The 15,014-nt window shown below is 52.7% G+C and carries 16 protein-coding genes; 13 read left to right on the top strand and 3 right to left on the bottom strand.

The annotated features are described in order from the left end of the window. Nucleotides 1–39: 39 nt before the first annotated feature. Nucleotides 40–1,140: an extracellular solute-binding protein gene (locus tag TRICHSKD4_RS07055; protein WP_009466799.1), complete on the bottom strand. Its 1,101-nt coding sequence runs from the start codon at nucleotides 1,138–1,140 to the stop codon at nucleotides 40–42. A gap of 79 nt (nucleotides 1,141–1,219) precedes the next feature. Further along, nucleotides 1,220–2,314: an ABC transporter ATP-binding protein gene (locus tag TRICHSKD4_RS07060; protein WP_009466800.1), complete on the bottom strand. Its 1,095-nt coding sequence runs from the start codon at nucleotides 2,312–2,314 to the stop codon at nucleotides 1,220–1,222. Nucleotides 2,315–2,879: 565 nt separating this feature from the next. Here TRICHSKD4_RS07060 and TRICHSKD4_RS07070 point away from each other — a divergent pair. The 8 genes from TRICHSKD4_RS07070 to ptsN all read left to right on the top strand — a co-directional run bounded on the left by TRICHSKD4_RS07070 (nucleotide 2,880) and on the right by ptsN (nucleotide 9,279). Continuing rightward, nucleotides 2,880–3,338 carry a cytochrome c gene (locus TRICHSKD4_RS07070; RefSeq protein WP_009466802.1) on the top strand — a complete coding sequence of 153 codons (459 nt, stop codon included), beginning with the start codon at nucleotides 2,880–2,882 and terminating at the stop codon, nucleotides 3,336–3,338. A 173-nt stretch (nucleotides 3,339–3,511) separates the two neighbouring features. Then, nucleotides 3,512–4,132: a ribonuclease D gene (locus TRICHSKD4_RS07075; RefSeq protein ID WP_009466803.1), complete on the top strand. Its 621-nt coding sequence runs from the start codon at nucleotides 3,512–3,514 to the stop codon at nucleotides 4,130–4,132. Nucleotides 4,133–4,175: 43 nt separating this feature from the next. Continuing rightward, a complete protein-coding gene (gene lptC, locus TRICHSKD4_RS07080; protein WP_009466804.1) occupies nucleotides 4,176–4,847 on the top strand; it encodes an LPS export ABC transporter periplasmic protein LptC in 672 nt (223 codons plus the stop codon). Then, nucleotides 4,847–5,398, top strand: a complete 552-nt coding sequence (lptA, locus tag TRICHSKD4_RS07085; protein WP_009466805.1) for a lipopolysaccharide transport periplasmic protein LptA — start codon at nucleotides 4,847–4,849, stop codon at nucleotides 5,396–5,398. Before lptC ends, lptA begins: the two co-directional genes overlap by 1 nt. 68 nt (nucleotides 5,399–5,466) lie before the next feature. Beyond that, a complete protein-coding gene (lptB, locus tag TRICHSKD4_RS07090) occupies nucleotides 5,467–6,258 on the top strand; it encodes an LPS export ABC transporter ATP-binding protein (protein ID WP_009466806.1) in 792 nt (263 codons plus the stop codon). Nucleotides 6,259–6,329: 71 nt separating this feature from the next. Then, nucleotides 6,330–7,856, top strand: coding sequence for an RNA polymerase factor sigma-54 (rpoN, locus tag TRICHSKD4_RS07095; protein WP_009466807.1), 1,527 nt, complete (start codon nucleotides 6,330–6,332; stop codon nucleotides 7,854–7,856). A 296-nt stretch (nucleotides 7,857–8,152) separates the two neighbouring features. After that, a complete protein-coding gene (gene hpf, locus TRICHSKD4_RS07100; protein WP_009466809.1) occupies nucleotides 8,153–8,740 on the top strand; it encodes a ribosome hibernation-promoting factor, HPF/YfiA family in 588 nt (195 codons plus the stop codon). Between the two features lie 71 nt (nucleotides 8,741–8,811). Continuing rightward, nucleotides 8,812–9,279: a PTS IIA-like nitrogen regulatory protein PtsN gene (ptsN, locus tag TRICHSKD4_RS07105; RefSeq protein WP_009466810.1), complete on the top strand. Its 468-nt coding sequence runs from the start codon at nucleotides 8,812–8,814 to the stop codon at nucleotides 9,277–9,279. A 56-nt stretch (nucleotides 9,280–9,335) separates the two neighbouring features. Here ptsN and mdoH read toward each other — a convergent pair whose 3' ends face one another. Then, on the bottom strand, nucleotides 9,336–11,147 hold the full coding sequence (gene mdoH, locus TRICHSKD4_RS07110) for a glucans biosynthesis glucosyltransferase MdoH (RefSeq protein ID WP_139051999.1): 1,812 nt from the start codon (nucleotides 11,145–11,147) through the stop codon (nucleotides 9,336–9,338). A 118-nt stretch (nucleotides 11,148–11,265) separates the two neighbouring features. Here mdoH and TRICHSKD4_RS07115 point away from each other — a divergent pair, with 118 nt between their 5' ends. From TRICHSKD4_RS07115 to TRICHSKD4_RS07135, 5 genes are all read left to right on the top strand, one after another. After that, a complete protein-coding gene (locus tag TRICHSKD4_RS07115) occupies nucleotides 11,266–12,246 on the top strand; it encodes a zinc-binding alcohol dehydrogenase (protein WP_168156986.1) in 981 nt (326 codons plus the stop codon). Between the two features lie 27 nt (nucleotides 12,247–12,273). Next, a complete protein-coding gene (locus TRICHSKD4_RS07120; RefSeq protein ID WP_009466814.1) occupies nucleotides 12,274–12,678 on the top strand; it encodes a 6-carboxytetrahydropterin synthase in 405 nt (134 codons plus the stop codon). Continuing rightward, nucleotides 12,678–13,754 carry a glycosyltransferase family 4 protein gene (locus tag TRICHSKD4_RS07125; RefSeq protein WP_009466815.1) on the top strand — a complete coding sequence of 359 codons (1,077 nt, stop codon included), beginning with the start codon at nucleotides 12,678–12,680 and terminating at the stop codon, nucleotides 13,752–13,754. Before TRICHSKD4_RS07120 ends, TRICHSKD4_RS07125 begins: the two co-directional genes overlap by 1 nt. After that, nucleotides 13,751–14,566: a class I SAM-dependent methyltransferase gene (locus TRICHSKD4_RS07130; protein WP_009466816.1), complete on the top strand. Its 816-nt coding sequence runs from the start codon at nucleotides 13,751–13,753 to the stop codon at nucleotides 14,564–14,566. Before TRICHSKD4_RS07125 ends, TRICHSKD4_RS07130 begins: the two co-directional genes overlap by 4 nt. Nucleotides 14,567–14,764: 198 nt before the next feature. Beyond that, nucleotides 14,765–15,013, top strand: coding sequence for an acyl carrier protein (locus TRICHSKD4_RS07135; protein WP_009466817.1), 249 nt, complete (start codon nucleotides 14,765–14,767; stop codon nucleotides 15,011–15,013). The last annotated feature ends 1 nt before the right edge of the window (nucleotide 15,014 follow it).

Below are 15,014 nucleotides of genomic sequence, written 5' to 3' on the forward strand. Positions count from 1 at the left end.
ATCCACCCTTGTTGTCATGACCGGAAAACCGGTTGCTGATTATTGTGCGAGCCAAGCCTGGAATTTTGCGTCCAGGTCGTCGCGGTAATCAGCCCACCACTCATAGTTATAGAGGAAGGTGTTCTTCGCGTTTGCCGGGTCGGTCGGCATGTGTGGAGCCATGTCAATGCCGAGTTCTGCATGCTTGCCGACAAGCGGAGCAGAGGACTGGCGAGCCGGACCGTAGGAGATGTACTTGGCCTGATCCGCAAGACGCTGAGTGTCAGTTGCAAAGTTCAGGTAGTCCATCACACGCTGTTGACGCTCTTCGGAAAGACCGGCAGGAACAATCCAGCCATCAAGGTCAAACACCTGTGCGTCCCAAAGCATGGCAACCGGCTGCTTCTGCTCTTCGATCAGAGCAAAGAGACGGCCGTTGTATGTGGAGCCGATCACAACTTCCTTGTCTGCAAGAAGCTGCGGTGTTTCAGCACCAGCTGACCACCAGACAACACTGTCCTTGATGGAATCCAGCTTGGCAAATGCCTGCGCCTGACCTTCTTCGGTCTCAAGAACGTCGTAAACGTCTGCTTTAGCTACGCCGTCACACAGAAGAGCCCATTCCATGTTGTTGATCGGACGCTTTTCCAGCGAGCGCTTGCCCGGGAATGTTTCCAGATCAAACACATCACAGATGTCGTCCGGGGTTTTTCCGCCCCACTCGTCTACATCGGTGCGGTAGCCGAAGGTGGTGGAGTAAACGATCTGCGGAATGAAGCAGCCGGATACAATGAGGTCGCCGAAGTCTTCAGAAGCAGGCGTACCATCTGGAGCTGCAGCCAGAGCCTTGTCGTGGTCGATTTCTAGCGCAAGGCCTTCGTCGCACAGACGGATGGCGTCAGATGCGACAACGTCAACCAGATCCCAAGTGATGTTTCCGGCTTCGTTCATGGCGCGAAGTTTTGCCACAGCCTCGGCAGAGGACTCATCATTGATGATGTTGATGCCCGGATTCTTTTCCATGTAAGGCTTGTGATAGGCATTGTTCTGCGAAGCAGAATATGCACCACCCCAAGAGACGATTGTCATGTCTTGAGCGAAGGCAGTGCCTGCCGCCATGGCCAAAGCAGTGCTGGCCAGTACCATAGTCTTGAGCTTCATGTAATTAGCTCCCTCTTTCTGGTTTGGGACGGTCGAGCCGTCTTTGCCACTGGCGCGCTTCAGGGCGCGCCTGTGTTTGTCAGGCAACCGGGTCCAACGCCTTGCAGTCTCCTAGGGACCAACCAATCGGCACGGTATCCCCAACGCTGAGATTGCGCTTTTCACCACGGTTGCGGACCTTTGCAATGAACTCGTCATTGCCGGCGACGTTCATGCGCACACGAATGTGGTCGCCAAGGTAAATCAGTTCTTCGATCCGGCCGTTCATGATGTTGTCCATGGCATCATGTGTGTCGAACTCGACACGTTCCGGCCGAAGGGAAATGGTTGTGCGATCACCCACACCTCCGACATTCACCTTGTCGGCTTTAAGCTGGGTGCCGTCGTCAAGTTCCACACGGCATTCCTCGCCCTGGATTTCGACAACCTTGCCGCTCAGTTTGTTGTTCTCGCCAATAAACTGGGCAACAAACGAGTTCTGCGGATCTTCATAAAGAATGTCCGGGGACGACAGTTGCTGGATCACCCCATCGTTAAACACGGCCACCCGATCCGACATGGTCAGGGCTTCCGTCTGGTCGTGCGTCACATAGACAACTGTAACGCCAAGGTTTTCGTGGATGTGCTTGATTTCATATTGCATCTGCTCGCGCAGCTGTTTGTCCAAAGCGCCAAGCGGCTCATCCATGAGAACCAACTCTGGGTCAAACACGAGCGCACGTGCAACAGCAACACGCTGCTGCTGACCGCCGGAAAGCTGAGCCGGGCGCCGGTTTCCGAAGTCACCAAGCTCAACCATTTCAAGGGCCCGCTTAACCTTCTCTTCCTGCTCAGCCTTGCCCATATTTCGGACTTGAAGCGGGAAGGCCAGATTCTCAGCAACCGTCATGTGCGGGAAAAGGGCGTAGTTCTGAAACACCATGCCGATGCCACGTTTGTGCGGTGGCACGTTGTTGATTGGTCGGTCGTTCAGAAAAATCTCGCCATGGGTTGCCGGTTCAAATCCGGCCAACATCATCAGGCAGGTTGTCTTGCCGGAGCCTGACGGCCCAAGCATTGTCAGAAACTCGCCTGGCGGGATATCGAGGTTCAGGTTTTTGACGACGAGACTTACCCCGTCATAGCTTTTTTGCACGCTCTCATAGCGGACAGCCGCGCCGCGCGTTGTTGCCATGCTTCCCCTCAGAAGTGTTATCGTTATTCCGCTGGTCGATAAGGGGAAATTCTTTTCCCTCCGTCGATGTGCCAGCGGCAATTTGTGCATAAGAAAAGCAAAATCCAAACGGTATTGGAAGGGGGGAGTGAAAAAAATATCGAAAATTATGTGAAGGCGATTTGTTGTTATGCGATGTCTGGCAGGATTTTTGGAAATACTTTCTCGTTCCGCGAAAATGTGAGGAGCATTTTGGCGGATATTTCGTTCAGGTGTATTTTCCTTGCGGGAAAATCCAATAAGAACTTTATGCTTGAAATGATTGAGAGGATTGGGTTGGAAACGACGATGGTTGGCGAGAATTCGTCATTTAACGTACCACGAAACACCTAGACCTCGGGGTTTCTGCGATCCAGTTGTGGTTTGGTGATCAAGTTCTGGCGTGTTTTGGTCAGCAGACCCGGTTTATTTGTGACGTGGAGGTCGTGTAGACAATGCAAGATCACGCAGCGGAAATTTCGCGTGCGATTGTGGTCCCGAATTTCAATCTATGCTCAATGCACGGATTGCATTGGAGGTTAATTGGATGAAAAATTGGAGTGCTCCGGCACTGATTTGCGCCGCACTACTGATAACTGCGACGACCGTTGTAGCTCATCAGGGTGCAACGGGTGTGGTCAAAAAGCGTATGAACCAGATGGGCGAGCTGAAAGAGGCCATGAAGGCCGTTGGTCAAATGCTGAAGTCGGACGATGACCTGAACGCGGATGTAATTGCGGCAACCGCACAAGCGGTTCAGGATAATGCAGGTCATCATTTAACAAGCTTGTTTCCCGATGGCAGTCTTAAGAAGCCAAGCGAAGCGCGCCCGGAAATTTGGAAAAACTGGACTGAATTTCAAAGATTTGCAGATCAATTGAAGGCAGCGGGAGAGAGGCTTGGCAAGACCGCCTCCGGCGATCGCAAGGATGTGGCAGAAGCTTTCAAGGAGCTGGGACAAAGTTGCAAGGCGTGCCACGAAAAATTTCGCTTGAAATCCAACTGACTACGGCATTTGGAACGGAGACTGCCTAGCGTCGCTATTGGATATCTTGCCAATCCGGGTTCCATCAATTACCTGCTGGCGCAACTTGCCTTATGCTGGCCACGAATTGAGTGTTTTTCAGGTCCCTGAAATATGCTGTTTGATGTGCTGCAACAATTGGAGCCCTTCCCGGTATGACCATTCGGTTTCACAAGAACGACCTTTCGGATCTCACACACTATGTCTCTTGTGACGCAGTGGCCGTGGATACGGAAACCCTTGGCCTTAATCTGCTGCGAGATCGGCTGTGTGTCGTGCAATTGTCTCCAGGTGATGGCTCTGCGGATGTGGTGCAAATAGAAAAGGGCATGACCGCAGCACCAAATTTGACTGCGCTCTTGTCAGACCCGGCCAGGACAAAAATCTTCCACTATGCGCGTTTTGATGTTGCAATCCTTCGGCAGAACCTCGGGATTCATGTTGATCCAGTGTGGTGCACCAAGATTGCTTCGAAACTTTGCCGGACTTACACCGACAGGCACGGCCTGAAAGACATTACCCGCGAATTGCTCGGCGTCGATATTTCCAAGCAACAACAAAGTTCTGACTGGGCTGCAGAGCAGTTGACGGATGCTCAATTGGCATATGCTGCTTCGGATGTTCTTCACCTTCATGCTCTTAAGGAGAAGTTGGAGTTTATGTTGCGCCGGGAGGAGCGAACGCATCTGGCAGAAGCGAGTTTCGGGTTTCTCCCGACACGGGCGGAACTGGATCTAAAAGGATGGGGCGAAACTGACATCTTCGCGCATTCCTGATCAAGAGTTGAAAGACAAGACAATGCAAGGGATTGGATAGCCGTTGAGTCTGGGGTCGGAAAATCTGGCAGGACTGGGAGCTGCAGATAGACTTCTGCGTCCGGAAACGCCTGTCCAAAGAGCGGCCCGGCGTCATAGCCGTCTGGTTAAGACATTGCGGTTCCTGTTCCCAGCGCTTGGCGCATTGATTTTCGCAGGAATGATCGGGCTGATCGTTCTCTTTAATCTGTTTTCAAGTATGGGCGCTGCAAATGTCATTTTAACAGCGGACGGCTTGGTCATGGATTACCCGGTCCTGTCCGGTCATGATGGCGAGAAGTCCTACAATGTAACAGCCCGGCGCGCGATACAGCGGCTAAGTGACCCTCGTATCCTCGATCTGGAATTTATCGATGCTGACATCGTTCTGGGTCCGGACGAAAAAGCCAACGTTACAGCAGTCAAAGGCATCTATAACAACGCTGGAGAAACCCTGAAACTTTATGACGGCGTGCAGGTGGACTGGAGCCAAGGTTATGAAGTTGAAGTGAGTGAAGTCGATATCGACATGAAATCAGGTGCCTTGAAGACCTCTGAGCCCGTCGCAATCGATTCCGACAAAGGACGGCTATTGGGCGGAAAAATGGACTATGATCAGGACAACGGTATTGTCCGGTTCACCGACGGCGTAAAGATGACCATTGCGCCGTCCGCTCAAGCCTCACAGGAGCAATAATGTACAATACGCTTTACCGTCTCATGGGAATTGTGGTCACACTTGGGGCCTTGGCAATTGCTCCGGTGTCTGCCCAGACGTTCTCCAACGCCTTTGAAGGCTTCGGGTCAAATGATGATGACCCGATCCAGATCGAAGCGTCCGAGCTGCAGGTCGAAGACAAAAACAATCTCGCCATTTTTACGGGCAATGTTGTGGTCACTCAGGGTGAGGCGCAGCTGAAGACGCATCGTTTGAAAGTCTTTTATGATGGTCAGGGCGGCGGTGCCGGAACCGGAACCGGGCAGCGGGATATCTCCCGTCTGGAAGCGTCAGGGCGCGTGTTCATCTCGTCGGAAGGCCAGACAGCGACTGGCGACGAGGCAAGCTTCGATATGAAGCGGGATATTATGGTCATGACAGGCAAGGAAGTTGTTCTGAGCCAGGGACCAAATGTCGTGGTGGGCAACAAGCTGACGGTTAATCTGGTGACAGGACAAGCTGACCTTCAAGCTCCGAAATCTGGTCGCGTCAAGGTGTTGATTAAGCCAAATTCTGTTGAAGGCAACTAACTTTTTGCCTATTTCCGCAATAGTATGAGTAAGGCCGGTCAAGGCTTCAACAAGGACAACCCACCATCGTGAACTTTCCCGCCCACCCGACTGAAGGTGATCTTGCCAGACCATCGGCATCCGAGCATCCCGATTATGCCAGCGCTCTTGTGGTCAACGGGATTGGGAAAACCTATGGCCGTAGACAGGTGGTGAAATATATCAGCTTGTCCGTGCGTCCGGGGGAATCAGTTGGTCTTCTTGGCCCAAACGGGGCCGGAAAGACGACAACATTTTATATGATCACTGGGCTGGTTCGTCCGGATCAGGGGCAGATCAGCCTTGAAGGATTTGATATCACGCGCCTTCCCATGTACCGGCGGGCGCGCCTTGGTATCGGATATCTTCCTCAGGAAGCTTCAATTTTCCGCGGTCTGACTGTCGAGGAAAACATCCGAGCTGTTCTTGAGGTGATCGAGCCGAACCGGAAGAAGCGGGCCGAAGAACTCGATTCGCTGTTGGAAGAATTCGGCCTCACGTACTTGCGTAAATCACCGTCCATGGCACTGTCTGGTGGTGAGAGACGGCGTGTTGAGATTGCGCGGGCTCTGGCGAGTCGACCATCCTTCATGCTGCTCGACGAGCCATTCGCCGGCATCGATCCGATTGCCGTGGGCGATATTCAGGCGCTGGTTCGGCATTTGACCCAACGTGGTATCGGCGTTTTGATCACCGATCACAACGTTCGTGAGACCTTGGGATTGATCGATAGGGCGTACATCATTGCAGCCGGGGAAGTGCTGACCCACGGTTTGCCAAACGAGATTGTCGCAAATCCGGATGTTCGGAGACTTTATCTCGGAGAACAATTTACTCTTTGAAGACAATTGGCCGAATAGGGTATAGGCAAGAAGCGGACCAATTCCTGAATTGAAGGCTTAAGCTGACCTAAATGGCATTGTCGACAAAGTTGGAGCTGCGTCAGAGCCAGTCTCTGATCATGACGCCGCAGTTGATGCAGGCGATTAAACTGCTGCAGCTTTCCAATCTGGATCTTAGCACCTATGTCGACGCCGAATTGGAGCGAAATCCCTTATTGGAAAAGGGTGAAAACGATGACGCTTTTACTTCAGAAGGTTCCGATGACGGTCCGGACGGAAATGATCTAAACACAGGTGATGCGGAATCTGGTGATTGGCTCGGCACGCAGTTGGAAACGAGCTCAGAAACCATCGCATCACGAATGGACACGGATCTCGGAAACGTTTTTCAGGATGAGCCGGGAACAGCAACGCACAAGGACGCTCCAGTTCTGACATCGTCCGAAAGTATCCGCCCTGTGGCATCGGGTGGCGCGTCGGAAGATTACAATCTGGAGGCCTTTGTTGCGGAAAGCGAAACGCTGACGCAGCTTCTGGAAGACCAAATGCATATTGCGTTTAGTGATCCTCGCGACAAGCTGATTGCAGCTCATCTGATTAATTCTCTGGATGACAACGGTTACCTTGATCTCGATATGGATTTGGTGACTGAAGACCTCGGTGTCTCAAAACCTCGGGTCGAAACAGTCCTGTCTGTCGTTCAGACCTTCGAGCCCGCAGGCGTTTTTGCGCGAAACCTGCCAGAGTGTCTCAAGCTGCAATTGATCGAAAAAAACCGTTTCGACCCAGCTATGGAAGCGATGCTTGAGAACATTGAGCTGCTGGCAAAACGTGACTTGGCAGCGCTAAAACGAATTTGCGGGGTCAATGATGAAGACTTGGTTGAGATGGTGGGGGAAATCCGAGCACTCGACCCAAAACCGGGTGCCGTCTACGGTGCTGCTCCCGTACAGCCACTGATTCCAGACGTGTTCGTTGCCCCTGCAAATGACGGGACGTGGAACGTTGAACTGAACAGTGATGCGCTGCCGAAAGTACTGGTGAACCAGACCTATTATGCCACGGTGAGCAAATCGGCGCGCGGCGACTCGGAGAAGGACTATCTCACTGATTGTCTGCAAACCGCGAACTGGTTGGTGAAGAGTCTGGATCAGCGAGCGAAAACAATTTTAAAGGTGTCCACGGAAATTGTGCGTCAGCAGGATCGTTTTCTGACCCATGGAATTGAGCATTTGAGACCGCTGAACCTGAAGGTGGTTGCTGATGCAATAAGTATGCATGAATCAACCGTAAGCCGCGTTACTTCAAACAAATATATGGCGACGCCGCGCGGGATATTTGAGCTCAAGTACTTCTTTACATCTGCGATTTCTGCGACCGGGGGCGATGAGGCGCATTCAGCTGAATCTGTTCGTTACAAAATCAAGCAATTGATCGATGCTGAAGATCCGAAAAAAATCCTGTCCGACGATACCATTGTGAAGATATTGAAAGACGACGGCGTGGATATTGCGCGTCGCACGGTTGCAAAGTACCGCGAAGCCATGAAGCTTGGGTCATCTGTTCAAAGACGGCGGGAAAAACGAGCCAACCTTTAGAGTGAAGTACTTTTGGGTATAGTAGTCCGGAAACTAAGATTGTCTCTGTGAAAAACACAATTTCCTTTTCACTTCAGGATGCTTGCGTCGTTTTAGAAGTTTTGCTCCGTAGAGCGCTTGATCTTTGAATTGACTCCTTCATTTCTGGCCGTTATACGCCCACCCCAGTTCTGTTGCGTTAGGGGATGGCGCTTCGGCGCAGACTGGTCCATTCTGTAGGCTTGAAACGTCCGCTGTTTCAAGCGCTGTCCGGGAGGGCAGCGACCCAAAGGTCCACACAAAAAGAAGGGGTCCCCATGGCATTGCGGATTTCGGGCAAACACGTTGATGTTGGTGATGCGTTGCGCACTCACATCACAGACAGAGTAGAAGACGCGCTGTCGAAGTATTTCAATGGCGGCTACACTGGGCATGTAACATTGAGCAGAGAAGGGGCGGGGTTCAAATCCGAATGCTCTCTGCATCTGGACACTGGAATAGTGTTGCTGGTCTCCGCACAGGACCACGATCCACGCGCGAGTTTTGATCTCGCCGCAGAGAAGATCGACAAGCGGCTACGCCGATATAAGCGTCGCCTCAAAGATCACCATGCCAACAACGGCAATGGTAAGGAACATTTTGAAGCGGCCTCCTACGTTCTGGCGTCGACCGAGGACGAAGAGGAATTGCCGGAGGACTACAATCCTCTGGTCATCGCTGAAACCGCAGCCAAGGTGAAAACCATGACTGTGGGGATGGCAGTGATGGAGCTGGATTTGACAGAAGCTCCGGTTGTCATGTTCAAGAACGCTGCCAATGGTGGATTGAACGTGGTATATCGCCGCTCCGATGGCAATGTTGGCTGGATTGATCCAGCTCTGGTAGCACAAGCTGCCGCGGAATAATCGAGTATGGCCCGTCCTATCGTGCGATTGGACGGGCCCTGTTTTGAAGAAGATGCGTGTAGGCAAAACCAATGGATCTGAGTGATCTCCTGAGCAAGGAAGCCGTAGTTTGCGGCTTGAAAGCGAAAAGTAAAAAGCAGGTGATTCAAGAACTGGCTGGAAAAGCTTCGGCTGCGACCGGATTGTCCGAACGAGAAATCTTCGATACGCTTTTGCAGCGTGAGCGCCTTGGCTCAACGGGGGTTGGTCAGGGAATCGCGATACCGCATGGAAAGCTCACGCGTCTGGACAAGCTGATTGGGTTTTTCGCCAAGCTTGATCGCCCTATTGATTTTGACGCACTCGATGATGAACCAGTTGATCTGGTTTTCTTGTTGTTGGCTCCTGAAGGGGCTGGCGCGGATCACCTAAAAGCTCTGGCGCGCATTGCCCGCCAACTTCGCGATTCTTCCGTTGCTGAGAATCTGCGCAATGCTGGAGATGAAGACGCAATATACGACTTGCTCGTCCAGCCACTGACGTCTTCCAACGCAGCCTGAGTTTACCACACAGCTTCCCGAACCTGCGACGAAAAAAGCTTGGAAGGCATTATACGTCAGGCTTGAGCCGGTGCGGGGTCGCCCGTGTGATCAGGGTCCCGTGGTTCTTCCGCAATTCCGCCATGTTGGATCAAGCCGAGGTCCCGAATAAGAGGGCTCGGAGCCTGTTCTTCAGGGGTCCGCCAAAGGCCGGATCGTTGGGTGAGGCGACCAAGCCATTCGGTCGAGGTTGCCATTGCAAACGGGATGGCAAACAACGGGCCAAGCGCAATTGGTAAGACGGGCCAAGTCAGAGCGAATGGTTGTGAAACCATCCAGAAGCCTGCCACCAGACCAAAAAGGGTTTGGGGCCAGAGTTTGCTGGCGCACAAGACGAAGGGCAGGCGTTGAAGGTCGCGCGCCTGCGCACCCCAACCGATACTCTTTCCAAACAATAGCCCGATCATGAAAACGGTATGGGCGATCGCCATGATTGGTGCCACAAGGGCAGAAAAGAAGAGCTCGCCAAATGCACTGACAAGCACGCGCACCCCGCCGCCAAAACGCGCACGTGCATGCTTTGAGGACAGAATGTCGATGACAGTGGCAATTTTGGGCGCGAACACCATTGTCATGATGGACAGAAACAAAATGCCACCGGAGGACGTGTTGATCGGCCAATGACCGGGAGGCATCATCAGGGATATGGCGGCAATGCAGCCAAGGAATACCATCCAGGCTGGCGAGCCGATAAACATCAGAATTGCCAAGCCAAGCTGAATGCGGCTGGTTAGCTTGAGGCCCGGCAAGCCCAAAAGGCGCATATACTGCAAATTGCCCTGACACCAGCGCAGGTCACGACGAATGAATTCGAGCAGGTGCGGCGGGTTTTCTTCGTAGCTGCCGCCTTCTTCTGGCACGACGCGGATGTCGTATCCGGCCTTGCGCATCAAGACAGCTTCCACTTGATCATGGGACAATATAGGGCCGGAAAGAGGGCCTTTTCCTGCAAAATGCGGGAGGCGGCAATGCTCCTTGAATGGGGCGATGCGGAAAATGGCATTATGTCCCCAATATGGACCACAATCTCCCTGCCACCACGCGCTGCCGAGCGTATAAGACCGCATACCCAAACGCATGCCAAACTGAAAGATTCGCGCAAAAGAACTTGCAGCTGGAAGACCGACTGCAAGGCTCTGCAGGATACCTAAGTTAGGGTTTGCTTCCATTTTGCGCACAAGGTCCAGCAGGCGGTCGGCGGACATCACGCTGTCGGCATCAAGAGTGATTGCGAAATCATACTGGCCACCCCAGCGGTCGCAAAAATCCATGACGTTTCCGGACTTGAAGCCGGTATTTATGGTCCGCCGTCGATATACGATCTCAATATCCGCCGACCAGTGTTGCTTCAGGTCTGAAACCATCTGCTCTTCAAGGATGGCAACATCCTCATCGGATGTGTCACTCAGAACAAACAGCGAGAATGGTGAGATCGCTTTGTCTCGGACCAGCTCTGCCAGCATCGCTGACAACCGGATATGGAGCGCTTCTACATCTTCGTCGCGAATACATGACAAGAGCGCAGTCTTGGTGGAAATTTGTCGTGAGGCGTCACCCGGTTCAATCGGACATACATTTTTAACCGGGTCTTTGCTCAACCGCATGAGCAAAAGGCCGATGACGGCGTTGAGGAACCCAATGATTGTCCACGGCAGGGTAATCATGAAACAGACAAGCAGCGTGGCATCGAGCAGGCTGAAGCCGCCGGGTGCCAATGTTACGGCCATCAAGGCGGTGAGTGACACAAAAGACAGCGCAAACAAGAGGGTGAAACCAATTCTGCGGCCGGTTACTGATTTTGAATTTGGAACGAAAGCCAGGTCACGCATTCTTGTGCTGTCCAATATTGCTTAAGGGGACAAAATATCTTTTTTTGTAGGCTGTTACGCATCTCTGCGCGTGATAGTTCATCAACCTCGCAACATTCTTCACAAGGGTGACAAGATTGTGTCCGAACCCCGTCACGCAGAAGCGCTTTGGTATGTCGGCGAAAAAACCTGCGAGATCCGCAGTGAGCGGCTGCCGCATCAAAATGAAACTGAAGCTCATGTTGCGACGAGCTATAGCTTGATCAGCCGAGGTACAGAGCGACTTGTTTTTCAGGGGCGCGTTCCGAAAAGCGAGCATGCGCGCATGCGCGCGCCGTTTCAGGTCGGTGAATTCACATTTCCGGTAAAATACGGGTATGCCTGTGTGGGCAAGGTCACAAGTGGCCCGGCCGACTGGCTGGACCGTCCTGTTTTTTGCCTTCACTCTCATCAAACAAGTTTTGTTACGCAAACCAACTACCTGACACCTGTACCTGACACAGTTCCTGTCCGCCGGGCGGTTCTCGCAGCGAACATGGAAACGGCTTTGAATGCTTTATGGGATGGAAAGCCATCACCTGCAGATCAAATTTGTGTGGTCGGGGCGGGCGTGGTTGGATTATTGACTGCGTATCTTTGTCAGAAAATCCCAGGAACGAGCGTGACTGTGGTCGATATTAATCCGGCGCGGGGGGGCTTGGCCAACCGGTTGGGGTGTAAATTTGCGTTGCCGGATAATGCTCCTGAGGAACAAGATATTGTCTTTCATGCCAGTGCAAGTACCGCCGGCCTGCAAACTGCCCTGTCGGCGGCGGGCAAGGGGGCGACAGTCGTGGAATTGAGCTGGTACGGCGACAAACCGGTCACCGTTAACCTAGGGGCAGAGTTTCACAGCCAGCGATTGACCCTCCTTTCCAGTCAGGTCGGCAGTATACCAGCTGACAGGCAAGAGCGCTGGACGTTCAAACGGCGTCTTCATGCGGCAATGAAGCTGTTGAACGATCCCGTCCTTGACGCACTTTTGACCCATGAAGTCGCTTTTCGTGACTTGCTTTCGAGCCTGCCAGCGCTTTTAACCGAGCAAGACGATATCCTCACACCTCTTGTTCGGTATGACTGAGTTTCTCATTAATCAGAAAGTGTCAGAATGTTTGCAGTAGAAGTTCGTGACCACATCATGATCGCCCACTCGTTTCGAGGCGAGCTTTTCGGCCCTGCTCAGGCATTGCACGGGGCGACATTCGTTGTTGATGCTGCGTTCTTTTCAAGGGAACTGGATGCCAATGGTGTTGTGATTGACATTGGCCGAGCCCACGAAGTTCTCAAGGAAATTTTGGCTCCGCTCAACTACAAGAATCTGGATGCGGTGGAGGCATTTGAAGGGCAGAACACAACCACAGAGTTTCTGACCAAACACATCCATGATCGTCTGGCCTTGGCTGCTCGGGAGTTGCGGCTGGGGCGTGCGGACGGCGAAATTACGTTAATCCGAGTAACTCTGTCAGAATCCCATGTGGCGCGTGCTTGGTATGAAGCACCGGTCGAAGGGTGATGAAGCATCTTGTCTTCGCCTATCCGGGTGATCTTGATACTCCAACGGGCGGCTATGTTTATGATCGGCGTATTATCACTAGCCTAGAGCAGCTTGGTTGGGATGTCGAGCTTCTGTCGCTTGGGGAAGGGTTCCCCTTTCCGGAAGAAAAGGTTTTGCGGAAGGCAGAAAAGCGATTGCTCGGTTTGCCGAGAGGCGCCCGTACGGTGATTGATGGGTTGGCCTATGGCGTGATGGACCACAGCGCGCCTCAATTTGCCACCCATCTGGACATAACAGCTTTGGTGCATCATCCGCTTGGATGCGAAACAGGGTTGTCATACGAGCAGGCCGCAGAGTTTATCAATAAAGAACAACGGTCTGTGCAGGCTGCCAAGCGCGTCATCGTGACCAGCCCAGCCACCGCCCAGCAGGTCGAAACCCTTTTTGGTGTCCCGAGGGAGCGCATCCATGTGGTGGTTCCTGGTACAGAGAAAAGCGCGTCTGTGGATCGAGCCCTAGTCCCGTCCAAATCTACCGCACCCAAGCTCCTCTGTGTGGCCACCGTCACACGTCGCAAGGGATATGATTTGTTGGTTCAGGCGCTGGGCCAGTTAGCGGATTTGGATTGGCATCTTGATATTGTCGGAGCGACAGACCGCGATCCTGCGTGTTTTGGTGACGTCACAGAATTGATCGCAAAGCACAGCCTTGAAGGTCGGATCACGTTTCACGGGGCACTGCCAGCGTCAGAACTTGGTCAGTTCTATCGTTCTGCTGATATCTTCGTGCTTGCCAGCCGGTATGAAGGGTATGGCATGGCCTACACGGAAGCTCTCGCCCACGGCTTGCCGGTCATTGGCAGTGGTGGAGGAGCTGTACGCCAAACGCTGCCCGAGGGGGCGAGCCTTTATTGTGAGACGGAAAGTGTTGTCCAGCTAACTGAGGCTCTGAAAAGGCTGATTATGTTTCCGCAAGAGCGGATGCACTTCGCTCAAGCCGCGCGGGAGGCTGCGAATACCCTGCCGACATGGGCTGCTGCAGCAAAGCTATTTGCCAGTGCGCTGGGCGATCAAGCGGAGCGGGGCAGATCATGACCACTTTTGGCGCAGATTGGCTGGGTTTACGCCACCCTTATGATCTTGAAGCGCGGTCTCAAGAAATTGAGAGCCGATTTCTTGAGGCATTGCCTCGTGCAAGCGTTCGGATTCTGGATTTGGCGAGCGGAACCGGAGCAACTGTCAGGGCGTTGAGCGAGAAGTTGCGGCGATCTGGTCGTGTCCATCAACATTGGATCTTGTCAGATTTTGACAGCGGACTTCTAGAAAAAGCTGAGGCCCTTCAGGGCCAAGGTGAAGGCGTCACCATTGAAACAAGACAGGTGAATTTGGCAGAAGACTGCGCAAGCCTGCCGTTTCAATCCGTGGACGGGGTCACAGCCTCTGCTTTCTTCGACTTGGTTAGCTCAGACTTTGTAGAAGAGTTGGTGTCTGGGTTAGCTTCACATCGGCTGCCGCTTTTGGCGGGCCTTAATTATGACGGCCGAACTGCGTGGACGCCCGAACATCCTGCCGATGAAGCTGTTATTTCGTGTTTCAATCACCATCAACGTGGGGATAAGGGATTTGGTCCTGCCTTGGGGCCGACCACCACAGAGTGCCTAACGAACGTCTTAAAAAGTTCCGGGTATACCGTCTCAACCGATCAGTCAGACTGGGTCATCGGTAATGGTCACGGGGATATGCAAAAGGCTCTCCTTTCCGGTTGGATCCAGGTGGCAGAGGAAATGGCGATGGATCCAGCAGAACTTGCGGCTTGGCGAAAAGAACGGACGGCGCAGTTGGCCTCTGATAATCAGTCGATGATGGTTGGCCATATGGACCTTTGCGCTCGAATGGGCGCTGTTTGACCAGTGATAGTGCCGCATCCTGAATGAAGTCAGGCCGTTCAGATTCGGTTAACTATCGCCTGAATAAACAGATTTGCTTACCTGCGCGCATCCGTCTATTTTAACGCTTACTTTAAGTTGGCATTCTACCTGATTACATAGATAAACGTGTCGAGGGTTTTTCATATTCGCCCTCCGCTATTTTAAGGACTGTTCGCAATGCATGATGTTGTTCGCCAATTGCTCGCCAAACATGGTAGCCTTCCGGTTTCCGTTGATGAGATTGCCAATAACGCTGATCTTTATGATGCTGGTCTCTCGTCATTTGCGTCAGTGCAGTTGATGCTCGCTCTGGAAGAGCATTTTGATGTCGAGTTTCCAGAGCATTTGCTGAACCGAAAGTCCTTCTCTTCAATCGACGCAATCGCAGCAGCCGTCTCTGAAATAGCAGACGATCAGGCGGCGTGAG

Source organism: Roseibium sp. TrichSKD4 (genome assembly GCF_000148725.1).
Classification (GTDB): Bacteria; Pseudomonadota; Alphaproteobacteria; order Rhizobiales; family Stappiaceae; genus Roseibium.